General features: G+C 71.4%; 22 protein-coding genes, 1 tRNA gene, 1 other RNA gene and 1 pseudogene. 11 read left to right on the top strand and 14 right to left on the bottom strand.

The genetic code is table 11. The annotated features are described in order from the left end of the window. The first annotated feature begins 5 nt into the window (after nt 1-5). From H516_RS0116005 to H516_RS0115990, 4 genes are all read left to right on the top strand, one after another. Entirely contained in the window at nt 6-1310 is a 1305-nt protein-coding gene (locus H516_RS0116005; protein WP_022890719.1) for a type III PLP-dependent enzyme domain-containing protein, read from the top strand. An 8-nt stretch (nt 1311-1318) separates the two neighbouring features. Continuing rightward, complete coding sequence (locus H516_RS20635) at nt 1319-3067, top strand: N-acyl-D-amino-acid deacylase family protein (RefSeq protein WP_051138873.1); 1749 nt, start codon at nt 1319-1321, stop codon at nt 3065-3067. A gap of 1 nt (nt 3068) precedes the next feature. Next, nucleotides 3069-3800, top strand: a complete 732-nt coding sequence (locus H516_RS0115995) for an IclR family transcriptional regulator (protein ID WP_022890717.1) — start codon at nt 3069-3071, stop codon at nt 3798-3800. Between the two features lie 120 nt (nt 3801-3920). Continuing rightward, entirely contained in the window at nt 3921-4304 is a 384-nt protein-coding gene (locus H516_RS0115990; RefSeq protein WP_026378903.1) for a RidA family protein, read from the top strand. Between the two features lie 208 nt (nt 4305-4512). Here H516_RS0115990 and H516_RS22770 read toward each other — a convergent pair. Then, nucleotides 4513-5271: pseudogene (locus H516_RS22770) on the bottom strand (SDR family NAD(P)-dependent oxidoreductase). Between the two features lie 119 nt (nt 5272-5390). Here H516_RS22770 and H516_RS0115980 point away from each other — a divergent pair. Continuing rightward, complete coding sequence (locus H516_RS0115980; RefSeq protein WP_022890715.1) at nt 5391-6047, top strand: GntR family transcriptional regulator; 657 nt, start codon at nt 5391-5393, stop codon at nt 6045-6047. A 139-nt stretch (nt 6048-6186) separates the two neighbouring features. Here the strand turns inward: H516_RS0115980 and H516_RS0115975 are convergent, their stop codons facing one another. The 6 genes from H516_RS0115975 to H516_RS0115950 form a co-directional block, all read right to left on the bottom strand. Continuing rightward, entirely contained in the window at nt 6187-7242 is a 1056-nt protein-coding gene (locus tag H516_RS0115975) for an aspartate-semialdehyde dehydrogenase (protein ID WP_033197315.1), read from the bottom strand. Between the two features lie 130 nt (nt 7243-7372). Then, nucleotides 7373-8647 carry an aspartate kinase gene (locus H516_RS0115970; RefSeq protein ID WP_022890713.1) on the bottom strand — a complete coding sequence of 425 codons (1275 nt, stop codon included), beginning with the start codon at nt 8645-8647 and terminating at the stop codon, nt 7373-7375. A gap of 116 nt (nt 8648-8763) precedes the next feature. Further along, on the bottom strand, nt 8764-9159 hold the full coding sequence (locus tag H516_RS0115965) for a YybH family protein (RefSeq protein ID WP_022890712.1): 396 nt from the start codon (nt 9157-9159) through the stop codon (nt 8764-8766). Between the two features lie 108 nt (nt 9160-9267). After that, nucleotides 9268-10389: a ScyD/ScyE family protein gene (locus tag H516_RS0115960; protein ID WP_022890711.1), complete on the bottom strand. Its 1122-nt coding sequence runs from the start codon at nt 10387-10389 to the stop codon at nt 9268-9270. A gap of 215 nt (nt 10390-10604) precedes the next feature. Then, on the bottom strand, nt 10605-11201 hold the full coding sequence (recR, locus tag H516_RS0115955; RefSeq protein WP_022890710.1) for a recombination mediator RecR: 597 nt from the start codon (nt 11199-11201) through the stop codon (nt 10605-10607). A gap of 3 nt (nt 11202-11204) precedes the next feature. After that, a complete protein-coding gene (locus H516_RS0115950; RefSeq protein WP_022890709.1) occupies nt 11205-13721 on the bottom strand; it encodes a DNA polymerase III subunit gamma and tau in 2517 nt (838 codons plus the stop codon). Between the two features lie 76 nt (nt 13722-13797). On the opposite strand from H516_RS0115950, the gene H516_RS20625 reads away from it, so the two are divergent. Continuing rightward, nucleotides 13798-14172: a TraR/DksA family transcriptional regulator gene (locus H516_RS20625; protein WP_022890708.1), complete on the top strand. Its 375-nt coding sequence runs from the start codon at nt 13798-13800 to the stop codon at nt 14170-14172. Between the two features lie 47 nt (nt 14173-14219). Here the strand turns inward: H516_RS20625 and H516_RS0115940 are convergent, their stop codons facing one another. From H516_RS0115940 to H516_RS0115915, 6 genes are all read right to left on the bottom strand, one after another. After that, nucleotides 14220-15311 (bottom strand): fatty acid desaturase family protein, encoded by a 1092-nt coding sequence (locus H516_RS0115940; protein ID WP_033197322.1) that lies wholly within the window; start codon nt 15309-15311, stop codon nt 14220-14222. A 186-nt stretch (nt 15312-15497) separates the two neighbouring features. Further along, a complete protein-coding gene (locus H516_RS20620) occupies nt 15498-16844 on the bottom strand; it encodes an MFS transporter (protein ID WP_022890706.1) in 1347 nt (448 codons plus the stop codon). Further along, nucleotides 16841-17419, bottom strand: coding sequence for a helix-turn-helix domain-containing protein (locus tag H516_RS20615; protein ID WP_022890705.1), 579 nt, complete (start codon nt 17417-17419; stop codon nt 16841-16843). Before H516_RS20615 ends, H516_RS20620 begins: the two co-directional genes overlap by 4 nt. A gap of 199 nt (nt 17420-17618) precedes the next feature. Next, on the bottom strand, nt 17619-18842 hold the full coding sequence (locus tag H516_RS0115925) for an acetate/propionate family kinase (protein WP_022890704.1): 1224 nt from the start codon (nt 18840-18842) through the stop codon (nt 17619-17621). Further along, nucleotides 18839-21004, bottom strand: a complete 2166-nt coding sequence (pta, locus tag H516_RS0115920; RefSeq protein ID WP_022890703.1) for a phosphate acetyltransferase — start codon at nt 21002-21004, stop codon at nt 18839-18841. The genes H516_RS0115925 and pta overlap by 4 nt, the downstream gene beginning before the upstream one ends. Continuing rightward, the gene (locus H516_RS0115915; protein WP_157432292.1) at nt 20923-21723 is read right to left on the bottom strand and encodes a hypothetical protein; all 801 of its coding nucleotides are present in this window, start codon (nt 21721-21723) and stop codon (nt 20923-20925) included. Before H516_RS0115915 ends, pta begins: the two co-directional genes overlap by 82 nt. Nucleotides 21724-21967: 244 nt before the next feature. On the opposite strand from H516_RS0115915, the gene H516_RS20610 reads away from it, so the two are divergent. From H516_RS20610 to H516_RS0115900, 3 genes are read left to right on the top strand one after another with little or no spacing between them, the layout of a single operon-like run. Beyond that, a complete protein-coding gene (locus H516_RS20610; RefSeq protein ID WP_022890701.1) occupies nt 21968-23362 on the top strand; it encodes a flavin-containing monooxygenase in 1395 nt (464 codons plus the stop codon). Beyond that, nucleotides 23359-24312 carry a bile acid:sodium symporter family protein gene (locus tag H516_RS0115905; protein ID WP_022890700.1) on the top strand — a complete coding sequence of 318 codons (954 nt, stop codon included), beginning with the start codon at nt 23359-23361 and terminating at the stop codon, nt 24310-24312. The genes H516_RS20610 and H516_RS0115905 overlap by 4 nt, the downstream gene beginning before the upstream one ends. Further along, nucleotides 24309-25259, top strand: a complete 951-nt coding sequence (locus H516_RS0115900) for an NAD-dependent epimerase/dehydratase family protein (protein ID WP_026378899.1) — start codon at nt 24309-24311, stop codon at nt 25257-25259. Before H516_RS0115905 ends, H516_RS0115900 begins: the two co-directional genes overlap by 4 nt. Nucleotides 25260-25404: 145 nt before the next feature. Here H516_RS0115900 and H516_RS0115895 read toward each other — a convergent pair whose 3' ends face one another. After that, nucleotides 25405-25986, bottom strand: a complete 582-nt coding sequence (locus H516_RS0115895) for a uridine kinase family protein (RefSeq protein WP_022890698.1) — start codon at nt 25984-25986, stop codon at nt 25405-25407. A gap of 73 nt (nt 25987-26059) precedes the next feature. On the opposite strand from H516_RS0115895, the gene ffs reads away from it, so the two are divergent. Next, nucleotides 26060-26156: signal recognition particle sRNA small type (ffs, locus tag H516_RS21905), an RNA gene on the top strand. Continuing rightward, nucleotides 26154-26241 (top strand) — tRNA-Ser (locus H516_RS0115890). The genes ffs and H516_RS0115890 overlap by 3 nt, the downstream gene beginning before the upstream one ends. Nucleotides 26242-26327 lie beyond the last annotated feature (86 nt).

Raw genomic sequence — 26327 nt, 5'->3', positions numbered from 1 at the left:
TTCGGATGTCACGCCTCGCCCCGCTCGCCGAGACCGCCGACACCCGCCTCAGCGAGGGCGACAAGGGGCTGCCCGCGCGTGCGGCCGGGCTCACCGTCCGCGAGTTCCTCGACACCGCGCCGCGGCTCGGCGAGTTCTGGACCCCGCTCCTCGCCCTCGATCGCGAGGCCCTCGAGCACAACGCCGAGACGATCCAACACTGGTGCGACGAACGCGGGCTCGAGCTCATGCCGCACGGCAAGACGACGATGGCCCCGGCGCTCTGGCGCCTCCAGCTCGGCGGCGGCGCGACCGGTCTCACCCTCGCGACCCCCGGCCAGGTGCGCACCGCGCGCGGCTTCGGCGTGCGCACGATCATGCTCGCGAACGCCCTCGTCGCCCCCGACGCGCTCGCGTGGATCGCCGGCGAACACGCCGACCCCGAGTTCGAGTTCTGGTCGTGGGCCGACTCGATCGAGACGATCGAGGCGATGGAGCGCGGCCTCGCGACCGCGACCGCCTCCGGGGGCCCCGGCCTCCCCCGCCCGATCGCCGTGCTCGTCGAGCTCGGCGCCGGCGGCGGCCGAACCGGTGCTCGCGGGATCGATGAGGCCGTCGGCATCGCCCGGCGCATCGCCGACTCGCCCGTGCTGCGCCTGGCGGGCGTCGCCGGCTACGAGGGCAGCCTCGGGCACGACCGTTCCTCGGTCGCGGTCGCGGCCGTGCGCGACTACCTCGCCGACCTCGTCGAACTGCACGGCGCCGTTCGCACCCTCGCCGACCCCGCCGACGGCCCGCTCGTCGTGACCGCGGGCGGCAGCGCCTACCTCGACCTCGTCGCCGACGTCTTCGCCCCCGAGATCGAGAGCGGCGCCGGCCGCGGCGACACCCGCTGGGTGCTGCGCTCGGGCGCGTCGCTCGTGCACGACGACGGCTTCTACCGGGGCATCTCCCCCATCCACCGCCAACTCACCCCGGCGATGCGCGGCTACACCCGCGTCGTCTCGCACCCCGAGCCCGGGCTCGCCCTCCTCGACGGCGGCAAGCGCGACCTGCCGTACGACGAAGGGCTGCCGGTGCCGCTCGCCGTCGCGAGCGAACTCGGCGCCGACGGGCGGCCGCTCGCCGAGGCATCCGTGACCGCCGTGAACGACCAGCACGCCTACCTGCGTGCCGACGCCCCAGGAGCCGCCCTGCCCGTCGCCGTCGGCGAGGTGGTCGCGCTCGGACTCTCGCACCCCTGCACCGCGTTCGACAAATGGCGCTGGATCCCCGTCGTCGAGCACGCCGGGAGCGACCTCGTCGTCGACCTCGTGCACACGAGGTTCTGAGGCACCCCATGAACGTGCTGATCACGAACGCACGCATCGTCGACGAGACCGGCGAGCGGCCGGGCCGCCACGACGTCCGGCTCGACGCCGGGCGGATCTCACGGATCGCGCCGGCCGGTGGCGGCGGTTTCGAGACGCATCCTCCTTCGTCGGGTGCTCCTCAACCCGCACACGTGGTCGATGCCGGCGGGCGCCTGCTCATGCCCGGATTCATCGACGCCCACTCGCACGCCGACGCCGCCGTGTTCGACCCCGAGGTGCAGCTCGCGCTGCTGCGCCAGGGCGTCACGACCGTCATCGGCGGGCAGGACGGCGTGGGCTTCGCCCCCGGCGACGGCGGCTACGGCACCGAGTACTTCGCCGCGATCAACGGAACTCACCCGCACTACTCGGGCGGCGGCCTCGGCGCCCTCCTCGCCGGCTACGACGGCACCACACCGCTCAACGTCGCGACGCTCGTGCCCGCCGGAACCGTGCGCTTCGCCGTCATGGGTCGCTCGACCGACGCCCCGACCGAGGCCCAGCTCGACGAGATGCGCGGGCTCGTGGCATCCGGCCTCGAAGACGGCGCCGTCGGACTCTCGACGGGGCTCGACTACGTGCCCGGCGCCTTCGCCGACGCCGCAGAACTCGCGGCACTCGCTGCGCCCGTCGCCGCGGCCGGCGGCGTCTACGTGACTCACATGCGCGGCGGATACGAGCAGAACTCGGCCGCCGGCATCGATGAGATCGCGGCGATCGCCGCGGCGAGCGGGGTGCGCGTGCACGTGTCGCACTTCCACGCGACGCCCGCGATCGTGCGGGGCGAACTCGCCCGGCTCGCCCGTGCGGGGGTCGACGCGAGCTTCGACGCCTACCCGTACACCCGGGGCTGCTCGATCCTCGCGATGCCGATCCTGCCCGCCGCGCTCACGGTGCGCCCCGCCGCCGAGGTGCTCGCCGTGCTCGCCGATCCCGTCGAGCGGGAACGGCTGCGCACCGACTGGTTCCCGACGATCACGGGCTACGCCAGCCTGGGGCCCGACTGGCCCTCGATGCTGACCCTCGCGCACGTCGCCGCGCCCGAGTACGACTGGGCGCACGGGCTCACCCTGGCCGAGGGCGCCTCGCGCGCCGGGAGCGATGCGATCGACTTCGCCCTCGATGTGCTCGTCGGCTCGCGGCTCGAGGTCAACGTGGTGATGGCCGTGCAGCACGAGCGCAGCGACGCCGAGCTCGCGTCGATCCTGTCGGCGCCGGAGGCGATCGGCGGCTCCGACGGCATCTTCCTCGGCAGGCACCCGCACCCGCGGGCGCGCGGGACGTTCGCGAGATACCTCTCGCTCCTCGTCAGCGAGCAGCGCGCACTCGACTGGGCGAACGCCTCCGCGCTGGTCTCGGGACGCGCGGTGCGCCGGTTCGGGCTCGGCGACCGGGGCTTCGTGCGCGAAGGAGCCGTCGCCGACCTGGTGCTCGTCGACCCGGCGCGCGTCGGCCCTGGCGCGAGCTACGCATCGCCGCTCGGGCTCGCCGCCGGCATCGACGACGTGTTCGTCGCCGGCGTGCCGGTGCTCGCGGGCGGCACCCTCACCAGCGCGACGCCGGGCCGGGCCCTCCGGCGGGCAGCCTCGTTTCTCAGGGAGGGGGGCTCGGGCGGGGGTGGTTTCTCAGGACGATCGACGCCCGAAGACCGCTCGAACGCCTCTGCGCTCCCGAGAAACCACGATGCGGTCCTGAGAAGCGATGACGCCGTCCTGAGAAACGAAGGGGAGGGCTGAGATGTCGCAGAGTGTGACGCGCGCCGCGCACATCATCGACGCGATCGCGACCGACCCGCGCACCGTCGCCGAACTCGCCGAGGAGTTCGGCCTGCATCGCTCGACGATGTTCCGCGAACTCCAGGCGCTCGAACAGGTCGGCTGGGTGCGCAAGCGCGGCTCGGGCCGGTACACCCTCGGCACCCGGCTCGCCGCCCTCTCGAAGCAGGCCCTCGACTCGCTCGACCTGCGCGAGGCGGGCGCCGAGCATGTGCGCCGACTGCAGCGACGCACGGGCAACACCGTGCACCTCGCCGCGCTCATGGACCGCTCGATCGTCTACGTGGACAAGGCCGACGACGAGGCCGGCGTCCGCATGTACTCCCGCATCGGCCGGGCCGTGATCCCCTACTGCTCCGCGGTCGGCAAGGCGATCCTCGCCGACCTCGACCGGGCAGGTCGCGACGCGGTGCTCGACGGCGTCGTCTGGCAGCGCTACACCGAGCTCACGATCGACTCGCGCGAACGACTCGACCGCGAACTCGCGCTGACCGCGGCCCGCGGCTACGCCACCGACGACCGCGAGTTCGAGGCCTTCGTCAACTGCATCGCCGTGCCGATCCGCAGTTCGATGGGCGTCGTCGGCGCGCTCTCCGTCACGGCGATCCGCATGGTCGCCGACCTCGATCGGCTCAAGGCCGAGCTGCCCGCCATGCGCGAGACCGCCGACCTCATCTCCCGCGAACTCGGCTGAGCGGATGCCTCGTGGCGGGCGCCGAGGCATCCAGGAGACCGCAGACGATTCGACCACCTCGACCACCTCGACCACCTCGACCCACCTCGACCCACCGAAATGAACACCCAGGAGGAACCCATGTCCAAGACCGCCGTCACGCTCTCGAACGCGCCGAAGCCCGCAGGGCCCTACAGCCACGGCGTCGTCGCCAACGGATTCCTGTACACCGCGGGCTTCGGCCCGCAGGATCCCGCGACGGGCCTCGTCGTCGACGGCGGCGTGAAAGAGCAGACCCGCCAGGTGCTGCGCAACATCGGCGCCGTGCTCGCCGAGTACGGCCTCACCCACGACGACGTCGTGAAGGTCACCGCGCACCTCGAAGACCTCGCCGACTTCGCGGAGTACAACGAGGCCTACGCCGAGTTCTTCACCGAGCCGTACCCCGTGCGCACCACGGTCGGCTCGCGCCTCGCGAACATCCTCGTCGAGATCGACGTCGTCGCCGCGATCCCGCAGCCCTGAGACCTGCCCCGTGCCCCGTGCCCCCCTGCCCCGTGTCGTCACGACCTTTCGCCGGACCACGATAGTTCCCATCCGCCGGAGAACCGGCGTCGGCCCGCAAAAGGGCGTGGCGGCGGCGCGGGGTGCGCGCGGGGTGCGCGCGGGGTGCGCGCGGGGTGCGCGCGGGGTGCGCGCGGGGTGCGTGCGGGGTGCGCGCGGGGTGCGGCGCCTACGCGATGCCGCCGCCGTCGACGACGAGGGCCGAGCCCGTCACGTAGCTCGACTCGTCGCTCGCGAGCCACACGACCGCCGCTGCGATCTCGCGGGGCTCGCCCATGCGGCGCAGCGGCCGGTCGGCCGCCTCGGCGAGGAACCCGTCCTCGGCCTGGCCGAGCTGGCGGGCCTCGTCGCGCAGCATCCCCGTGTTCACATCGCCCGGGTTCACCGAGTTCACCCGGATGCCCTGCGGCCCGTGGTCGATCGCGAGCGCACGGGTCATGTTGACGACGGCGCCCTTCGACGCGCAGTACGAGATCGCCTGCCCTCCGCCCTTGAGGCCCTAGCCCGAGCCCGTGTTGACGATCGAGCCGCCGCCCGCCGCCTCCATGATCGGCACGACGTGCTTGCACATGAGGAAGATCGAGCGCACGTTCACGCCGAACACGCGGTCCCACTCCTCGACGGTCGTCTCGACCGCGGTCGTGCGACGGATGATGCCCGCATTGTTGAAGACGACGTTCACGCCCCCGAACTCGGTGACGACGGTCTGCACGACGCGTTCGATGTCGGGCTCGCTCGCGACATCCGCCCCGATCGCGATGGCGGTGCCGCCCGCCTCGCGAATCTCTGAGGCGATCCGCTCGGCGGCCTCGGCGTTCAGGTCGACGACCGCGACGGCGGCGCCCTCGGCAGCGAGTGCGAGCGAGGTCGCGCGGCCGATGCCGCCCGCCCCGCCGGTGACGATGGCCTGCTTGTTCTCAAGGCGCATGGCTTTCTCCTTCGGCATTTTGTATACAGTACTTGAGACCGCGCTCGAGCCGGTCACGGCCCACTCGTCCTAGGCTTGCCGCGACGGCCGAACGGCCGAACCCTCCGGAGGGCGAATACATGGCGATCGAACGCAGGAACCTGCGCTCACAGGTCCGCGAAGAGCTGCTCGCACGCATGCGCACTGGCGCAGTACAACCCGGCGAGGGCATCAACGAGGTGCAGCTCGCCGCCGAGCTCGGCGTCAGCCGCACCCCCTTGCGCGAGGCCCTCATCGCCCTCGAGAGCGAAGGCCAGATCGAGAGCGAGAACGGCAAGGGGTTCAGGTTCGTCCCGCTCAGCGCGAGCGAGTTCGAAGACCTCGCGCCGGTGATGGCGAACCTGGAAGGCCTCGCCCTCGAGCTCAGTCCAATCGACGAACTCCGTGACATCGGTGCGCGGCTCGTCACCATCGCTGCCGACTTCCAGCAAGAACTCGTCGAGCACGCCCTCGTCGTGACGAAGGACGACGAGTGGCACGGAATCATGCTCTCGGCGTGCCCGAATCGGCGGCTGCTCGACGTGATCGCGAGTCTGCGCGGATCGTTCCACCGCTACGAATCGCTGCTCGTGCCGAACGACGTGATGATCGAACGCGTCGCGGCCGAGCACGCCGCGATCGCCGAATTCCTGGAGGCCGGCGACGTTCCGGGCGCACAGATCGCGCTCAAGGCCAACTGGATGCAGGGCATGCGGCGCATCCTCGACAACGCGTCGAGCCCGTACTTCTCGGCCTGATCCGACGGGCCATGGCGACGGGCGCCGCGCCACGGCGTCAGCGACCGCACCCCGGCCCGACTCGCGCCGAACGAGACAGCATGCCCCGTGACCGACCGGCCACGGGGCATCCGTGTGATTCTGAGCGACGGGCGCCGCGCTACGCGCGCGCCGGCACCTTCGCGGCGACGAGCTCGGCGATCTGCACGGCGTTCAGCGCCGCACCCTTGCGCAGGTTGTCGTTCGAGACGAAGAGCACGAGGCCCTTGCCCTCGGGCGCCGACTGGTCCTGACGGATCCGGCCGACGTAGCTCGGATCGGTGCCGGCGGCCTGGAGCGGGGTCGGCACGTCGCTGAGCTCGACGCCCGGCGCCTTCGCGAGCAGCTCGGCGGCGCGCTCGGGCGTGATCGGGTTCGCGAACTCGGCGTGGATCGAGAGCGAGTGACCGGTGAACACCGGCACGCGCACGCAGGTGCCCGCCACGAGCAGGCCGGGCAGCTCGAGGATCTTGCGGCTCTCGTTGCGGAGCTTCTTCTCTTCATCGGTCTCGAGGTCGCCGTCATCGACGATCGAGCCCGCGAGCGGGATCACGTCGAACGCGATCGGCCGCGGGAACTTCTCAGGCGCAGGGAATGCGACGGCGGAACCGTCGTGCACGAGCTCGATCGGGTTCTGCGCGACGGCGGCGCGCGCCTGTTCGAGCAGCTCCTCGCCGCCCGCGAGACCGGCACCCGACACTGCCTGGTACGTCGAGACGATGAGCCGCTCGAGGCCGGCCTCGTCGTGCAGCACCTTCAGCACCGGCATCGCGGCCATGGTCGTGCAGTTCGGGTTCGCGATGATGCCCTTCACGGCCTCGTCGATCGCGTGGGGGTTCACCTCGCTCACGACGAGCGGAACCTCGGGGTCCATGCGCCAGCCGCTCGAGTTGTCGATGACGGTCACGCCGGCGGCGGCGAAGCGGGGGGCCTGCGCCTTCGAGAGCGTCGCGCCGGCCGAGAAGATCGCGAGGTCGAGGCCCGTGGGATCGGCCGTCGAGGCGTCCTCGACGACGATGTCCTCGCCCTTGAACGGCAGCGTCGTACCGGCCGAACGCGCCGAGGCGAAGAAGCGGATCTGCGCGACCGGGAAGTCGCGCTCCTCGAGGAGCTTCCGTACGACCGCGCCGACCTGACCGGTCGCGCCGACGACGCCGATGTTCACAGCAGTGCTCATGATCGTGTGTTCCTCACTTACGTCAGCATCCAGTTTGCAGGACAATCCGGGTTCGACAGGACGTGTGAACGTTCCCATGTCCTGCAAAGGCGGGAATGTCCTGTAAACCGGCAGGGATTCGAGGTTCGGCTCAGCGGCCGGTGCCCGCGTGCACGATCGCGTCCTCGTCGCCGTCGAGCTCGAACGCCGTGTGCACCGCCTGAGCCGCGGCATGCACGCTGTCGGCGCGCGTGACGACGGAGATGCGGATCTCGCTCGTCGAGATCATCTCGATGTTGATGCCCGCCTCGTAGAGCGCCTCGAACAGCCGCGCCGAGACGCCCGTCGCCGAGCGCATCGCATTGCCGACGAGCGAGAGCTTGCCGATCTGGTCGTCGTACTGCAGCGATTCGAAGCCGACGGCCTCCTGCGCGCTCGCGAGCGCGGTGAGCGCCCGCTCGCCGTCGGCCTTCGGCAGGGTGAACGAGATGTCGGTGCGACCGGTCGCCGCCGCGGAGACGTTCTGCACGATGACGTCGACGTTCGCGTTCGTGCCGGCGACGATCTTGAAGATCTTCGCGGCGACGCCCGGCCGATCGGGCACACCGACGACCGTGATCTTCGCCTCGGACAGGTCGATCGCGACACCGGCGATGACGGACTCTTCCACAGCTGCTCCTTCGGGAAGACGCGAGGGGTCGTAGACGATCGTCCCCTCGCTGTTGTTGAACGACGAACGGACGTGCAGGGTGACGCCGTGACGACGTGCGTACTCGACGGCGCGGATGTGCAGGACCTTCGCGCCGGAGGCGGCGAGCTCGAGCATCTCCTCACTGGTCACCCGATCGAGCTTGCGGGCCTTCTTCACGACGCGGGGGTCTGAGGTGAAGACGCCGTCGACGTCGGTGTAGATCTCGCAGACGTCGGCCTCGAGGGCGGCCGCGAGCGCCACCGCGGTCGTGTCGCTGCCACCACGGCCGAGGGTCGTAATGTCGCGGGTGTCGCGGTTGAAACCCTGGAAGCCGGCGACGATCACGATCGCACCCTCGTCGAGGGCCTCACGCAGGCGCACCGGGGTGACGTCGACGATGCGCGCCGCGCCGTGCTGGGCGTCGGTGATCATGCCGGCCTGGCTGCCGGTGAAGCTGCGGGCTTCGTGCCCCATGCTCTTGATCGCCATCGCGAGCAGCGCCATCGAGATGCGTTCGCCCGCCGACAGCAGCATGTCGAGCTCGCGGGGCGCCGGGATCGGTGACACCTCGTTCGCGAGGTCGAGCAGCTCGTCGGTCGAGTCGCCCATGGCCGAGATGGCCACGACGACGTCATTGCCCGCCTTGCGGGTCTCGACGATGCGCTTCGCGACCCGTTTGATGCTCTCGGCATCGGCGACGGACGAGCCGCCGAACTTCTGCACGATCAAGCTCACGTGGCCTCCCGGGGATTCTGGGCGCGCACGGGCCGACGGGCCCGTCGTCGGAGTCTTCATCATACGGCGGCGTGCATGCGGGGCCCGCCATGTGACGTCGCGGGGCCGCGGTGGGATCACCCCTCGTGGTCGCGCGGCATGTACCACTCGGTGAACTCGCCCGCCCGCCCGTCGGGTGCGAAGCGGATCACCCACAGGTTCAGATAGTCGCGATCGGCCGGGTACTCGGTTCGCCCCTGAACGACGGCGAGCTCGGATGTCTCGTGCACGACGTGCCAGTCGAAGCTCCACTCCCCCGGGGTGTCTGCGTCGCCGATCCAGCCCGACACGATCTCGGCCCGTCCTCGGCGCGGCTCGACGTCGGGGGCGGTGAGGTATCGGGCGTCGTCGGTGAAGAGCGCGCCGATGGCCTCGGGGTCGTTCGTGCTCCACGCGCGCAGGTACCCCGCGATCCAGCGCGCGGTTCGTGCGGATGCCGGTGCGGGCGCGGAGGCGGAGGCGGATGCGGCCATGCCCCCGGTCTACGCGCCGGGCGACGATACGTCAAGCGAGCTTCCGACGCGGCGCGGTGTCGCGGCATCCCGCCGTGTTCATCAGAGGGATGCCGCGACCCTTGCCCGTCAGCGAAGGTCGACCTCGATCACCGACCCGCCGCCCGCCGAGACCGAGTCGACGGTCAGGAAGGCGGAGTTGCCGCGGATCGCCACACCGTACGGGGCCGACAGGTTCGCGATGACCGCCTCGTGCACGGAGCCGCCCGCAGTGACCTTGCGCAAGGACCCGACATGGCCGTCGAAGAAGTTGCCGTCGTCGAGCTGCACGGCGTAGAGCGCGTCGCCCTTCCAGGCGAGGCTCGTCACCATCGTGAGCCCGGTCGCGAACGCCGACACCTGCCCGTCGACCGTGACCCGCCAGATCGTTGAACCGCCGGTCGGGAAGGGGAAGCCCGTCAGTTGCGACACGTAGAACGCCCCGTCGGGGCCGACCGCGACGTCGGTCGGGACCGCCTGCGGCGGGATCAGGCCCGGACCGAAAGGGTTGGGCACCGGGGGTCCGTTCGGGAACACGCCGACGGTGCTCTCGCCGCCTTCGTCGACCGCCAGCAGGGTGTTGCCTCCGGCGTCGGCGACCGCCCAGCTCTCGGCGCTCAACGCGGTGAACCCGACTGCATTGCTGTCGGGTGGGATGTTGCCGTCGGGGTTGTTCGCGACCTCGTGGGCGTTGAGGTCGGCGACGGGGGTCAGGTCGGCACCGGTGAGCGGCGCGGACTTCAGCCGCGCAGTTCGCAGCGTGCCGAAGGCGGAGTACTGGTCGGGCAGGCTGTCGCGGGCCGTCGCGGCGCCGGCCAGTCCACCGATCAGCACGATGATCTCGCCACCGCGAACCGCGACGTCGGATGCCCCGACGATCTCGCCGAGGAAGTCCATCGTCGGCAGCCCGGTCACGACCCGCCGCTGGTGGGTGCCGCTGACCTCGGTCACCGATCCGGTGAGGCCGCACACCTGGAACTCCGGCCCGGCACCGGGAATGGGGTCGCAGGAATCGGCGGTGCCGGCCTCTGCGACGTAGAGGCGCTGGCCTGGGCCGACCGAGAGTTGCCGGGGGTTGTTCAGCCCCGTCGCCACGGTGACCGGGCCGGAGCCGGGCGGAGCCGCAGTGGCCGGCGACGCGGTGACGGCGATGAGGCCGAGGCCGACGATCGCGATGACCGCGGCGGGAATCGAACGAAGTCTGCGAGACATTGACACTCCTCGGGAGGGAGAGCTCGGCGCGACGGATGCCGCAGCTCTCAGCCTTCCGAAGACGCGATGCCGCGACAAGCCTTATTCCGAGGAATCCTCACCCCACTTGGGGGGTGTCGGTCCACCACGGGTGGCCGAGCACCCGACGCTCGGGGCGCACAGCGCCGCCGGTCAGCCGACGACGCCAGGCCGGTCAGCAGACGCAGCGCCACCGGTCAGCCGACGACGCGACGCCCCTCGAAGGCGCGCCCGAGGGTGACCTCGTCGGCATACTCGAGGTCGCCGCCGACGGGCAGGCCGGAGGCGAGGCGGGTGACCTTGATCTCGAGGGTCGTGAGCAGGCGGCTGAGGTAGGTCGCCGTCGCCTCGCCCTCGAGGTTGGGGTCGGTCGCGATGATGACCTCGACGACGGTGCCGTCGGCGAGCCGCTGCATGAGCTGGCGGATTCGCAGCTCGTCGGGCCCAATGCCGTCGATCGGACTGATCGCGCCGCCGAGCACGTGGTACAGCCCGCGGAACTCACGGGTTCGCTCGATCGCGACGACGTCTTTGGCCTCTTCGACGACGCAGATGAGCGAGGGATCGCGGCGGGGGTCGCGGCAGATCGAGCACGTCGACTGCTCACTGACGTTGCCGCAGATCTCGCAGAAACGCACCTTGTCGCGCACGGTCGTCAGGATCTCGGCGAGCCGGGAGACGTCGAAGTGCTCGGTCTGCACGATGTGGAACGCGATGCGCTGCGCCGACTTCGGCCCGATGCCGGGCAGCCGACCGAGCTCGTCGATCAGTTCTTGGACGATGCCTTCGTACACGGGCTACCCTCGCTCCCCGAAGCCGCGCGCAGGCGCTTCGACTTCTTCGAGGAAGGTCGCGCCGAGCACCTCGCGCACGACGGCCTCGCCGTACCGCTGGATTCCGCCGTCGGTCGTCGAGGCCACCGGGCGCGACGGCGCCCGACGGTTCGGGGCGGCACGCGATGCGGAGCGGTTCGGCGCAGGGCGGTTCGGGGTCGACGCCCGAGCGGAGTCGGTCGGCGGCGGAGGCGCGTCGAACGGCTCGGGCTCGGGGCCGGGGTCGAACGGCGGTTCGTCGTCTGCGGGCGGCGCATCGGCGTCGTCGGGCGGGAACTCGGGGATGCCGTGCCCCGTCGCGACCGCGCGCGTCGCCGCCGGCGCGGGTGTCTCGGCCACCTCGGGCTCGGGTTCGGGCGGCGTCGCACCGGGTGCGGGCCGTTCGGCGAGCGCGGTCGCGGTGCGCGCGGACGGCGCGGCCCGGGCAGTGCCAACGGGCTCGATCTCGGGTGCGGGATCGCGCGGGATCGCGACCGTCGCCCACGAGTCGACCGGCCCGGTCGGCAGCGCACCCGTGGACCCCGGTGCGGCGGACCTCGACGTCGCGGGGCCGACCGCGCCCGAGCGGACCGGCGCTGAGGCTGTGCCGCTTGCCGCAGTGCCGTCGCCCCGTGCAGGGGCCGCCGCTCCGCCGCTCGGACGAACCGGGTCGGGGCCGTCGGGGGTCGCGGGCGGGGGCGCCACCCCGCCGCCGGAACCGGCCGCCGGCGCGGCCTGACCGCCACCGCCGCCGATCACGCGCGGCACGAACTTGACCGTCACCCCGAGCACCTCGGCGATCGCCGTACGGAGCAGGTCGGCGGCGGTCTGCGTGCCGCTGCCCGCACGCAGGCCCTCGAGGTCGCCGGGGCTCGCGAAGCCGAGCACGAGCACGGCCTCATCGGTGCGGTACTCGAGCACCTGCGCGGCGAGCGCCGCCATCCACGCGGTGCGCTTGGTGCGCTGGAGCACGTTGAGCACCTCGGGCCAGGCATCGCGCACCTGCTGCACCGTGACGGGCCCGCTCTGGCGGGGCCGAGCGGCCTGCGTCTCCTGCTCGGGCGCCGGCGCCTCGGATGACGACGCCACGGGGCCGGGTGCCGCCGCCGCGGTCGGCTCGACGGCCTTCGGCGAGCGCTCGGCCTCGGCGACGGGGACCTTCGGCGTGCTCGGCGCAGGCGCGGCGGGCGGCGCAGGCGCGGCGGGCGGCGCAGGCGCGGCGGGCGGCGCAACGGCGGCTCGCGGCACCGGCTCGGCCGCACCGGCTGCCGCCGGCACGAGGCCCCCCGGTGCCGCACCACCGGAGGCGGCACCGCCCGGCGCGACCGCGACGGCGCCGCCCTCGACGGCGCGTTCGAGCCGCTCGACGCGCGCGAGGGCGCCGCGTGCGGAGTCGTCGCTCGCGGGCACGAGCACGCGCGCGAGCATGAGCTCGAGGTGCAGGCGCGGCGAAGTCGCGCCGGTCATCTCGGTGAGGGTCTGGCTCACGAGGTCGGCCACGCGCGACAGCTCGGCCGAGCCGAACGCGCGCGACTGGGTCGCCATGCGGGCGAGCTCGTCTTCGGGCACGCCGCGCAGCACGGCCGCGGCGGCCTCGGGCGTCGACGCGGCGACGACGATGAGGTCGCGAAGCCGCTCGAGCAGGTCTTCGACGAAACGGCGCGGGTCTTGCCCGGTCTGCACGACGCGGTCGGCCGCGGCGAACGCGCCCGCCGCGTCGTGCGAGCCGATCGCGTCGACGACCTCGTCGAGCAGGGCGCCGTGGGTGTAGCCGAGCAGCGCGACGGCCCGGGCGTAGTCGATGGTCGACCCCTCTGAGCCGGCGATCAGCTGGTCGAGAAGGGAGAGCGTGTCACGGGGCGAGCCGCCGCCCGCGCGCACCACGAGTGCGAGCACGCCGGGCTCGACCGAGATGCCCTCTTCGGTGCAGAGCTGCTGCACGTACTCGAGCATCGGTGCGGGCGGCACGAGCCGGAAGGGATAGTGGTGGGTTCGCGAACGGATCGTGCCGAGCACCTTGTCGGGCTCGGTCGTCGCGAAGATGAACTTGATGTGCTCCGGCGGCTCTTCGACGATCTTCAGCAGCGCGTTGAAGCCGCCCGACGTGACCATGTGCGCCTCGTCGATGATGAAGATCTTGTAGCGATCGCGTGCGGGAGCGAAGATCGCCCGCTCACGCAGGTCGCGCGCGTCGTCGACGCCGCCGTGGCTCGCGGCGTCGATCTCGACGACGTCGAGCGAGCCCCCGCCGCCGCGCGAGAGCTCGACGCAGCTGGGGCACACGCCGCATGGCGCGTCGGTCGGGCCCTCTGCGCAGTTGAGGCAGCGCGCGAGGATGCGCGCCGACGTCGTCTTGCCGCAGCCACGCGGGCCGCTGAACAGGTAGGCATGATTGACCCGATCGGTGCGGAGCGCCGTCATCAGCGGCTCCGTCACCTGGGACTGGCCGATCATCTCGGCGAACGTCTCTGGCCGGTAGCGGCGATATAGGGCGGTGACCACGATTCAATCGTAGTTGCCGCGTCCGACACGGCATCCGGATGCCTCTGGCGTACGATGCACGGACGGAAGGAGCGTGATGACGGTGACGACGATGACTCCGGCTCAGCTCGAACGATTCGAGGTGCGCTTGCGCGCAGAGCGTGCGGAAGCCGCCCAACGCGAAGCCGAGTTCGACGACGTGATGGGCGAGGTTCGCGCCGCGAGGTCGGGCGCCAGCGCCGACGACGAGCACGACCCCGAAGGGCCGACGATGACCCAGGAGTGGTCTCAGCGCACCGCGGTGCTCGCCGACGTGCAGCACGAACTCGCCGAGATCGACCGAGCGCTCGCCCGCATCGCCGACGGCAGCTACGGCTTCTGCGCGCGCTGCGGCAAGCGCATCACGGTCGCCCGGCTCGACGCGCGACCGACGGCGACGCTCTGCATCGACTGCGCACGCCTCGAGCGCTGAACGCGCCGAACGCGCCGAACGCGCCGAACGACCCGTGACCGCCCGGCTCAGTCGCGCCGGCGGTACCCCTGGATCATCGGGCAGTCGAAGGGATCGCGTGCGGCGAGCCCGACCCGGTTGAGGTAGGCGATGACGATGCCGTACGACTCGATCAGCCCGGTCTCGGTGTAGCGGATGTCGTTCTCCCGGCAGTACTCGCGCACGATCTGCTGCGTGCGCTTGAGGGCCGGCCGAGCCATGCTCGGGAAGAGGTGGTGCTCGATCTGGTAATTGAGGCCGCCCATGAGCGAGTCCATGAGGCGCCCGCCGCGGATGTTGCGGCTCGTGAGCACCTGGCGCTCGAGGAAGTCGACGCGGACCCCGCGCGGGATGAGCGGCATGCCCTTGTGGTTCGGCGCGAACGACGCGCCCATGTAGACGCCGAAGACGCCGAGCTGCACGAAGAGGAACACGGCCGCGAGCAGCGGCGGGAACGCCCAGAACACGAGCGCCGTGACGCCGACGAGTCGCGCGCCGATGAAGGCGAGTTCGAGACCGCGACGCTTCACGTTGTTGCGGCGGTCGACGACGTGCCTGATGCCGTGCACGTGCAGGTTGAGGCCCTCGAGCAGCAGCAGAGGGAAGAAGAGATAGCCCTGCTTGCGCGTGATCAGCCTGACGAGCCCGCGGCTCTTCGCGGCATCCTCTTCGAGGAACGAGATCGTGTCCTTCGCGATGTCGGGGTCACGGCCGATCACGTTCGGGTTGCCGTGGTGGCGGGTGTGCTTGTTCATCCACCAGCTGTAGCTGATGCCGACGACGAGGTCGGCGAGCACGAGGCCTGCCCAGTCGTTGACCGGCCCGGAGCGGAAGATCTGACGGTGCGAGGCCTCGTGCGCCATGAAGGCGAACTGGGTGAAGACGACACCGAGCACCGCCGCGATGACGAGCTGCCACCACGAGTCTCCGAGCATGACGGATGCCGCGACCGCGGCGACGAGCACGACGGCCCAGAACACGGCCTTGCGCACGTAGAAGCCGACGAATCGGTCGAGCAGCCCCTCGGCCTTGATCTGGCGCGACAGCCGGGCGAAGCCGCTCTGCGCCGGATCGACGGCATCCTCGCGGCGGCGACCCGCAGTCAGGATGACGGGCGACATGGTGCCCAGGGCACCGTCGGGGCGGGTGGCGACCTGGAGGCTCAAGGGGGCTCTTCTCGTCGTCCGAAGGTGCGCATGAGACTCAGACGAACGATTCGGGTGCATCCGCGGCCGGGTTCGACCACGACGTGAGCCTAAGCAGGCGGTTCAACGCGTCGCATCACACGGCTGAGCCATTCGCACCCCCTACCGCGGTAGGGGTTCGGATGACTCGGCCGCCGCGGTCGCCGTCGCCGTGCGCAGGCCGGTGAAGGCGCGCAGGTAGAGCGGGCTCGAGGCGAGCACCAGGTAGAGCGCCGCGCACGCCACGAGCGTCGGCACGAGCCCCACCTGCTCGGCCGCGAGGCCGCCGAGGAAGGCGCCGAGCGGCATGGTCGCGGCGACGCCCGCCGACGTCACACCGAACACCCGGGCACGCATGCCGTCGGGGATGAGCGCGTACATCGCCGTGGCGATCATCGGGTTGATCGCGCCCGCCGCGAGGCCGGAGAGCGCGAGCACGGGCAGCAGCACGGGCACGGGTGCGCCGAGCGCCATCGTCGCGTACGGCACGGTGCCCGCGACCATGAAGCACAGCGCGAACATGAGCCGTCCTGAGAAACGGTGGCCGATCGCCCCGAACAGCACCGAGCCGGTCAGCGCGCCGGCCGCGAAGCATCCGAACATGAAACCCAGCTGCGCCGGATCGCCGAGCACCTCGGTCGCGTACAGGGGCTTCAGCACGGTCATGCCCGCCGCGTCGATCGCGTTCGTGAGGGTCACGAGCAGCACGATCGCGCGCAGCAACGGCGAGGATGCCACGAAGCGCAGCCCCTCCATGAACCCGCCGCCCGGGGCCGCGGCATCGGTGGCATCGGGCTCGCCGGCCTCGTCGACGGCGCCGAGCCGGCGGGGCACGAAGCAGAGCACGAGCAGCGCCGACACGAGGAACCCGCCCGCATCGACGAGGAGCGCGGGCATCGGCCCGAGGAACGCGACGAGCGCGCCTGCGGCACCCGCGCCGAGCATCATCGCCGAACGTTCGACCGCCGACTGAGCCCCCGCCGCACGCGCGATCGGGGTGCGCGCGAGCGCCGCCAGATCGGGCGTCATCGACGTCTTCGCGGTGTCGCCCGGCGGGTCGAGCAGGCCGCCGAGGAACACGAGGGCCAGCAGCGCGCCGAACGGCAGCCCGACGGTCGCATGCAGCACCGGGATGAGGAGCACGGTGACGGCGCTGGCCAGATCGGCGACGATCGATGAGAGCCGGTACCCGAACCGGTCGACGAGCACGCCGCCGAGCGCCCCGCCGATGATGAGCGGCACCGTCGCGAACACGCCGACGACGCCGGCCGCGAGCGCCGAGCCGGTCTGCGTCAGGGCGATGATCGGTAGCGCCACGAGCGCGATCGCGTTGCCGCCGCGCGAGAACAGCGCGGCCGCGAGATTCGCGACGAGCGGCAGGCGCTGTCGCGCGCCTGCACCGCTCTCGGCCGTCCGAGGAGGCGCCCCGGCGCCGTCACGAGACTCCGCCGTGTCCACGAGCTCGCTCATGCCTCGCTCCTCGGAAAGGTGTGCGTGATCCAGCGAACGGCTCGAGTACCCTCGCGGGGCTCGCGCCCGACGGCCCACCACTTGTCGCGCACCGCGGCGAGCTCGGCGGTGAGTTCGCGGAACTCGTCGAGGGTGAGCTGCGCGGCGCCGTCGCTCGAGTCGCTGGCGGCGATCCACTCGGGCTCGAGCCCGAGTTCGGCGTCGAGCGCATCGAGCAGCTCGCGGTGGTACGAGTCGATGACCGTGCGGCGCATCGCCTCGGCCGCCTCGCGGCGCTCGGGGTCGTCGAGGTAGCTGTCGGCACTCAGGCTCGTCATGTCGTGCGCGGAGCGCCACCAGCGCTCGCGACCGTCGCGCTCGAGCTCGGGGGCGGGCTCGACGAAGCCGTGCTTGGCGAGCGTCGACAGGTGGTAGCTGATCGACCCCGACGCCGCCCCCGTCGCCGCGGCGAGCATGCCGACCGAGTGCGGGCCGTGCATGCGCAGCAGGCCGAGGAGGCGCAGCCGGAGCGGGTGCGCCATGGCGCGCATGGCTCCTGCGTCGCGCAGGTCGATGGAGTTCTGGTTCTCGCTCACCCCGCCAGACTACTTCTGCAAGAACTGTTGCGCAACAGTTCTTGCAAATCTCGGGGCCTCGACTCGTGAGCACGCCCGCCGCAGATTCGGAGATCGCCACAGGATCGGAGAATCAGGGCGCAGGCATCCGAGGTGGTGGCGATCCCCGAGATCGTGGCGGCCCGCGCGTGGGAGCGACGCGCATTCGGGTCGAGCGCGGTCAGACGGAGACGGCCTCGAGGGTCTGGCGGGCGATCTCGAGCTCCTCGTCGGTCGGCACGACGAGCAACGTGACAGGCGACGAGTCGGTCGAGATCACGCGGGTCTCGCCGGGGCGCGCGGCGTTGCGCTTCGCGTCGAGCTCGATGCCGAGCCGTTCGAGTCCGGCGAGCGCGAGCGCGCGCACCGGCGCCGAGTTCTCGCCGACGCCCGCGGTGAACGAGATCACATCGACGCCGCCGAGCTGGGCCAGATACGCGCCGATGTAGCCGCGAAGCCGGTGCGCGTACACCTCGAGGGCGAGCACGGCGCGCTCCTCCCCCGCCTCGGCCGCGTCGACGAGGTCGCGCATGTCGGCGTGCCCGCCGAGCCCGAGGATGCCGCTGCGGCGGTTGAGCAGTTCATCGACTCCGTCGACGTCGAGGCCCGCCCGACGCTGCAGGTGCAGCAGGATCGCCGGGTCGAGGTCGCCCGAGCGGGTGCCCATCACGAGCCCCTCGAGCGGCGTCATGCCCATGCTCGTGTCGACCGAGCGGCCGCCCGCGACCGCGCACGCCGACGCACCGTTGCCGAGGTGCAGGACGATCTGGTCGAGCTCCTCGACGGGCCGCCCCACGAACTCGGCCGCAGCCCGCGACACGTAGCGGTGCGAGGTGCCGTGGAACCCGTAGCGCCGGATGCGGTGCTTCGTCGCGACCTCGCGGTCGATCGCGTACGTGTACGCCGCCGGCGGCATCGTCTGGTGGAACGCCGTGTCGAACACGGCGACGTGCGGCACATCGGGGAACGCCCGCTGCGCCGCGTCGATGCCCTCGAGATTCGCGGGGTTGTGCAAGGGTGCGAGGCGCGACAGCTCGTCGATGTTGATCTTCACGAGCGGCGTGACCACCGTCGGCTCGAAGAATCGGGCACCGCCCTGCACCACCCGGTGCCCGACCGCGACCGGCGGGTGCTCATCGAGCGACGGCCCGTGCGCACCGAACCCCGCGAGCATCACCTCGAAGGCGGCGAAGTGGTCGGGGACGTCGATGTCGACATCGACATCGACATCGATCTTCTCGGATGTCTCCCCCGCCGCCGTGAGCGGGCGGACGTGCCTGGCGTGCCCGCCCTCACGCCCGATGCGCTCGACCAGCCCGCTCGCGAGCGCCTCGCCGCGCTCCGCGTCGACGAGCTGGTACTTCAGCGACGACGAACCCGAGTTGACGACGAGGACGAGGCTCACGAGGCATCCGCCGCCTGTATCGCCGTGATCGCCACGGTGTTCACGATGTCCTGCACGAGCGCGCCGCGCGAGAGGTCGTTGATGGGCTTGCGCAACCCCTGGAGCACCGGTCCGATCGCGACGGCTCCCGCCGAACGCTGAACCGCCTTGTACGTGTTGTTGCCGGTGTTGAGATCGGGGAAGACGAAGACCGTCGCCCGCCCCGCGACATCCGACTCGGGGAGTTTCGTGCGCGCCACCGCCGCGTCGGCCGCCGCGTCGTATTGGATCGGCCCCTCGACCGCGAGCTCGGGGGCGCGCTCGCGCACGAGCTCGGTCGCCCGCCGCACCTTGTCGACGTCGGCCCCCGAGCCCGACTCGCCGGTCGAGTACGAGAGCATCGCGATGCGCGGCTCGATGCCGAACTGCGCCGCGGTCTGCGCCGACGAGATCGCGATGTCGGCGAGTTGCTCGGCCGTCGGATCGGGCACGATCGCGCAGTCGCCGTAGACGAGCACGCGATCGGCGAGCGCCATCAGGAACACGCTCGAGACCACCTCGACCTCCGGCTTCGTCTTGATGATCTCGAAGGAGGGGCGGATCGTGTGCGCGGTCGTGTGCGCCGCCCCCGACACCATGCCGTCGGCCATGCCGAGCTCGACCATCATGGTGCCGAAGTACGAGACGTCCTGCACGCGCTCGCGCGCCTGCTCGAGCGTGACGCCCTTGTGCGCGCGGCGCTTCTGGTACTCCTCCGCGAAGCGGGTGACATAGACGAAGTCGTGGTTCGAGAGCACGGTCGCCCGCGACAGGTCGAGACCGAGTCCGATCGCGCGCGAGCGGATCTCGATCTCCTCGCCGAGGATGGTGAGCTCGGCGACGTCGCGCGCGAGCAGCGTGGCCGCGGCGCGCAGAATGCGATCGTCGTAGCCCTCGGGCAGCACGATGTGCTTGCGCTCGCCGCGCGCCCGCTCGAGCAGGCCGTACTCGAACATGAGCGGGGTGACGACCTCGGGACGGGCGATCTCGAGCCGATCGAGCAGCGCCTGGCCGTCGACGTGCTGTTCGAACAGCGACAGCGCGGTGTCGCGCTTGCGCTGCGACTCGGCGGCGAGCCGGCCGCGCGTGTGGGTGATCGCGAGCGCCGTCTCGTAGCTCGACAGCTCGGTGCGGATGATCGGCAGCCCGGCCTTCAGCCCGTCGACGAGCCGCTCGACGTGCTCGGAGAGCGGGAACCCGCCGTTCAGCAGGACGCCCGACACCGACGGGAACGTCGCCGAGGAGTGCGCGGTGAGCACGCCGAGCAGCACCTCGCTGCGGTCGCCGGGCACGATCACGACCGAGCCCTCGATGAGGCGGGTGAGCACGTTCTCCATCGACATCGCCGCGATCACCACGCCGAGCGCCTCACGGTCGAGCAGGTCGGCGTCGCCCGCGTAGAGCTCGCCGTCGACGGCGTGCATGATCGAGCGCATCGAGGGCGCGACGAGGAACTGGTCTTCTGGGATCGCCCACACCGCAGCGGTCGCCTCGCCCGACGTCGCAGCCACGCGGGCGCCGTGCTCCGACAGCGACGCGCGCCGCACGGCGCCGACGATCTCGGCGAGCTCTTCGGGGTCGGCACGGTTGACGACGATGCCGAGGAGGGAGGCGTGCTCGCGCTCGAGCTCCTCGACGGCCAGCTCGGTGAGCTGCGCGAGCTCATCGGCGGTGCGGGCCTCGGTGTCTCCGAGGTGTTCGCTGCGCCCGCGCCCCTGGCCCTCGCCGACGCGACCGCCGAGCACGAGCAGCACGGGGGTGCCCAGGTTCGCGGCGATGCGGGCGTTGTAGGCGAGCTCGGTCGGGCTTCCGACGTCGGTGTAGTCGGAGCCGATGATCACGACCGCGTCGCAACGCCCCTCGATCGCCTTGAACCGGCGCACGATCGTCGCGAGCGCCGCGTCGGGGTTCGCGTGCACCTCCTCGTAGGAGACGCCGATCGCCTCGTCGTAGTCGATCGGCACCACCCCGTCGTGCGCGAGGAGGAGCTCGAGCACGTAGTCGCGCTCGGCAGTCGATCGGGCGATCGGCCGGAAGACGCCGACGCGGGTCGCCCGGTGGGTCAGTGTGTCGAGCGTGCCGAGCGCGACGGTGGACTTGCCGGTGTTGCCCTCGGCCGAGCAGATGTAGATGCTGTGCGCCACCCGTCCAGCCTATTCGGCGTGTGCGCTGCCGACTCTGGGAGTCTCCGGTCAACCGACGGGCCCGTCACGAGGCGGTGCTGCGTCAGCCACGACAGGGCGGCGAGCCAGAGCAGCGCCGCCGTCGTCGCGACGAGTTCGAGCCAGCCGCCGAGCGAGGTCGCGACTCCGGCGAGCGAGAGGATGCCGCCGGCGGCCGAGGTCGCGATGACGAGCAGGATGCTCGGTGCGGCGAGGATCGCGTACGCCCGCCCGAGCCGGAGGGTCTGGACGATCGCCACGCCCGCAAGGGCGAACCCGGTGACCGCGGCGATGGTGTGCACGGCGTCCTGCGGGGCGGCGGCGGCGCTGAACGGGATCGGACAGCCCGTCGTGCAGGGCACCGCCGCACCGACGGCGAACATCGCGCTGGCACCCATGAGGCTCGTGCTCACCGCCCACGCGCCGAACAGTCCGCGCCCGCTGCGCATCCCCCAGAGCCCGATCGCCGAGGCGGCACCGCCGAGCGCCACCAGGCCGAGCGAGAGGTTGAACGCGGTCGAGGTGATCTCGCCGGCGGCGCCGAGCCCGCTCACGTAGGTGTTGCCGTCGAAGATGATGCGCGCCGCCCACATCATGCCGAGCGCGAGCAGGACGAGGCCGGGGCCGACGAGGCGCAACACCATCGCGGTCGGGCCGCGGAGCCAGCGGGCGGTGGACGGGGAGACGTTCGAATGGGGCATCATTCCACGCTAGGAACGCGGCCTCAGGGTGTCGTCGACACCGGGTGCCGTCGTCGTGGCACCCTGGGCCCATCCTCGTGACCGCGCCATCCGTCGAGAGGATGACGTGCGCGACGCGAGAGAGCGCGACCACGCCGGATCTCGGGCGAAGTCGGAACCCGAGCGTCATTCGCCTATGCTGATCGGGCACATCGACGTGCCGTGCCGTCCCCCTGCGGCGCGACCCGAACAGAGACACCCACCTGTGAACCCCATCGCCCTCATCGGAGCGGGCCCCTCGGGCCTCGCCGGCGCGCGCGCACTCAGCCGCGCCGGGCTCCCCTTCCACGGTTTCGAGGCCGGCGCCGACGTCGGCGGCCTCTGGAACATCGACAACCCGCGAAGCACCATGTACGAGTCGGCGCACCTCATCTCGAGCCGCACGACGACCGAGTTCGCCGAGTTCCCGATGCGTTCGACGGCCGACTACCCGAGTCACCGTGAACTCCTCGGCTACTTCCGCGACTACGCCGACGCGTTCGGACTGCGCGAGCACTTCCGCTTCGGCACCCGGGTCACCGCGGTCGAGCCACTGCCGGTCGAGGGCGGCGAGACGCCCGGCGCGAACGGCTGGCGGCTCACCGCGGTCACCGACGACGGCGAGACGATCACCGGCGACTACTCCTCCGTGATCCTCGCGAACGGCACTCTCGCCGAGCCGAACGTCCCGACGTTCCGCGGCGAGTTCACGGGCGAGCTCATGCACACGAGCGCCTACAAGTCGGCGAAGGTGTTCGACGGCGAGCGGGTGCTCATCATCGGCGCGGGCAATTCGGGCTGCGACATCGCCGTCGACGCGGTGCACCACGCGGCATCCGTCGACCTGTCGGTGCGCCGCGGCTACTACTTCGTGCCCCGCTACCTGTTCGGCAGGCCCTCCGACACGCTCAACCAGGGCCGCCCCCTTCCGGCGCCGATCAAGCAGTTCATCGACGCCCGGGTGCTGAAGGCGTTCACCGGCGACCCGGTGCGCTTCGGCTTCCCGAAGCCCGACTACAAGATCTACGAGTCGCACCCCATCGTGAACACGATGGTGCTGAACCACCTCGGCCAGGGCGACCTCCGCATCGTGCCCGATATCGACCGCTTCGACGGGCGCACCGTGCACTTCGCCGACGGCTCCTCGGCCGAGTACGACCGCGTCGTGCTGGCGACCGGCTACACGCTCGACTACCCGTTCGTCGCGCGCGAGCACCTCGACTGGTCGAAGGCCTCGCCCTCGCTGTTCCTGAACATCTTCCCGCCGAGCTTCAACGGCCTGTACGTGCTCGGCATGATCGAGGCCTCGGGCATCGGCTGGCAGGGCCGCGCCGAGCAGGCCGAGCTCATCGCCGCGTACCTGGCCGCCACGTCGAGCGCATCCGAGCAGGCGGCGCGGTTCAGGGCACGTGCGGATGCCCCGTGGCCCGACCTCACCGGCGGATACGACTACCTCGGGCTCGACCGCATGTCGTACTACGTCAACAAAGACGCCTACCGGCGCACCGTGAAGCGGCTGCGCCGCACGCTGCCCGAGGCATCCGGAACCTTCGCTCGTCGAGGAGAGCGCGCAGCGCCCGTCTCGAGACCCGAGCCCTCGACCGACGGAGCACACGCATGAACATCGACGACGTCGTCCTGAACTTCACGCCGGGCTCGATGCTCGCGCTGAACGTCGTGCTCGGGTTCATCATGTTCGGCATCGCGCTCGACACCGCACCGAGCGACTTCAGGGCCGTGCTCTCCGCCCCGAAGGCCATGATCATCGCAATGCTCGCGCAGATCATCCTGCTGCCGGCGGTCACCTTCGGGCTGACGCTGCTGCTGAACGTGCAGGCATCGATCGCGCTCGGCATGATCCTCGTGGCGTGCTGCCCACCGGGCAACATCTCGCAGGTGCTCACGTACCGCGCCCGCGGCAATGTCGCGCTCTCGGTCTCGATGACGGCGGTCGCGAACGCGCTCTACATCTTCGTGCTGCCGATCAGCGTCGTGTTCTGGGGAAGCCTCCACCCGACCGCGTCCGAGCTCGTGCGCGCGGTGAGCCTCAACGGCTGGCAGATGCTGCTCGAGATCTTCCTCATCATCGGGCTGCCGTTCTTCGCGGGGCTCCTGCTCCGCGCGAGATGGCCTCGCTTCGCCGCCCGGGTGCAGCCCTACGCCCGCTGGATCAGCCTCGCCGCCCTCGTCGGGTTCATCGTCATCGCGCTCGTCGGCAATTGGACGATCTTCATGGCGTACATCGGGGTGGTGCTCGTCGCGGTGTTCCTGCACGACGCCGTCGCGCTCGGCCTCGGCTACGCGAGCGCCCGCATCGGCGGGCTCGGCGTGCGCGACCGCAAGGCGATCACCTTCGAGGTCGGCATCCGCAACGCGGGCCTCGGTCTCGGTCTCGTCTTCGCCTTCTTCGACGGCCTCGGCGGCATGGCGATCGTCGCCGGCTGGTGGGGCATCTGGGACATCATCGCGGGCCTCGCGGTCGCGACGCTGTGGGCCGGGCATTCGGCGAAGCGATCGGATGCCGCAGCGCCGACGCATGCGGTCGCGACGGGCAGCGAGCCCGCCGCATGAGGCGCGTGCTCGTCACCGGCGGCTCCGGATTCCTCGGATCCTCCGCGGTCCGCGTGCTGGCGGGGCATCCGCTCGTCGAACTCGTCGTCTCTGGCGACGTGCGCTCCCCGGCGACCGCGCCCGACGGGGTGATCGTCGCCGACTGCGACGTGACCGACGCGCAGGCCGTCGCCGACGTCGTGCGGGAGCACCGCATCGACACGATCGTGCACCTCGCCGCGATCGTGAACCCCGGCGCCCTCGACGAGGAGGTCGAGTACCGGGTCGACGTCGGGGGCACCCGCAACGTGCTCGACGCCGCCGTCGCCTACGGGGTCTCGCGCATCGTCGTGTCGTCGTCGGGCGCCGCATACGGCTATCACGCAGACAACGCCGAGTGGCTCGTCGAGAGCGACCCGATCCGCGGCAACGAGGAGTTCAGCTACTCGCGGCACAAGCGCCTCGTCGAGGAGATGCTCGCCGACTACCGGGAGGCCCACCCCGCGCTCGAGCAGGTGGTGCTGCGCATCGGCACCGTTCTCGGTCCGACCGTCGCGAATCAGATCACCGCCCTCTGGGACGGCCCGCGGATCCTCGCGATCCGCGGCTCCGACAGCCCCTTCGTGTTCGTCTGGGTCGATGACGTCGTCGGCGCGATCGCGGCGGGCGCGACCGGCGAGGCGACCGGGGCGTTCAACGTCGCCGGCGACGGCAAGGTGAGCGTGCACGAGATCGCCGCAGCGCTCGACAAGCGCACGCTGACCCTGTCGCCCGGGCTCCTCGCGTTCGCGCTGCGCGCCGGGCGTGCCCTGCGGCTCACCGTGCACGGGCCAGAACGCGTCGGGTTCCTGCAGTACCGGCCGGTGCTCGCGAACGACCGGCTGAAGTCGGTGCTGGGCTACACCCCGGCGAAGACGAGCCGCGAGGCGTTCGAGGCGTATCTCGCGGCGCGGGCCGCGCGCGGGTAGGGCGGCGGCACTCCTCCGGCGGCGTCACTCCTCCGTCGGGCATGTGCAGAACTCAGGATGCTTCGCGCGACACGCCGCACAGGGCATCCCGGTCGCCGGCGTGGCGGGCCCCGCATCCTGAGTTCTGCACGCGCCGGCGCGCGGCTCAGCGCGCGTCGACGATGAGGTGCGCGTGATCGCGCGGGCGGAATCGTTCGGCGAAGTCGCGCTCGTTGGGCACCCAGACCTCGTCCCAGAGCCGATCGTGGCGACGGCCGAGCGCCTCGTCGCGCGCCTTGCCGCGCCGTGCGGCGGTCTCGAGATCGAGGTCGACCCAGATGCGGACGTCGAGCAGCCCGACCGTGTCGGGGTGGAAGAGCCCGATGAGGTCGACGACGAGCACCTCGGCGCTCGGCAACGGGCGTGGCTCCCCGAGGCGTCCCGCACCCCAGTCGTACGGGCGGAACTCGCTCGCACGGCCCTCGCGGAACGGGCGCAGCACCTCATCGGCGAGGCGCTCGCGCTCGACGCCGCTCCAATCGCCCGACCGCCGATGTGAACGAGCCGGGTCGAGGAAGTCGTCGCCTCGAATCCGCACGATGCCGTCGGCGCGCTCCACGAGGGCCCGCGCGAGCGTCGACTTGCCCGCACCGCAGAAGCCCGAGATGCCCACGACGATCGGCCCCTCCGCGGCAGCCCGGGCGGCCATCACGTGCTCGAACACCGCATCGACGTCGGTCTGGGACATTCCCTCAACGTAGTGCCCCGCCACCCGTGCGGAGGCTGGTTCATCGACCCGGCTCGGCTCGGGTAGACTTGCCTGCGGCTCCCCACGTGGCGTCATCCAGGCCAACTCCCCCAGGGCGGAAACGCAGCAAGGGTAACCGGGCTCTGGCGGGTGCGTGGGGGGTCACTGGAGGATTCGCCTAGTGGCCTATGGCGCACGCTTGGAAAGCGTGTTGGGTGAAAGCCCTCAGGGGTTCGAATCCCCTATCCTCCGCCAGAAACCGACCCGCCGCCGGGTGCGCGCACAGCACCCGCACACGGGGTTCGACCCCGACCCTCCGCCAGAAACCGACCCGCCGCCGG

It is taken from the genome of Agromyces italicus DSM 16388 (assembly GCF_000421545.1).
GTDB classification, from domain to species: domain Bacteria; phylum Actinomycetota; class Actinomycetes; order Actinomycetales; family Microbacteriaceae; genus Agromyces; species Agromyces italicus.
The sequence above is the reverse complement of the archived record's forward strand: the minus strand, read 5'-3'. Positions and strand labels throughout refer to the sequence as shown.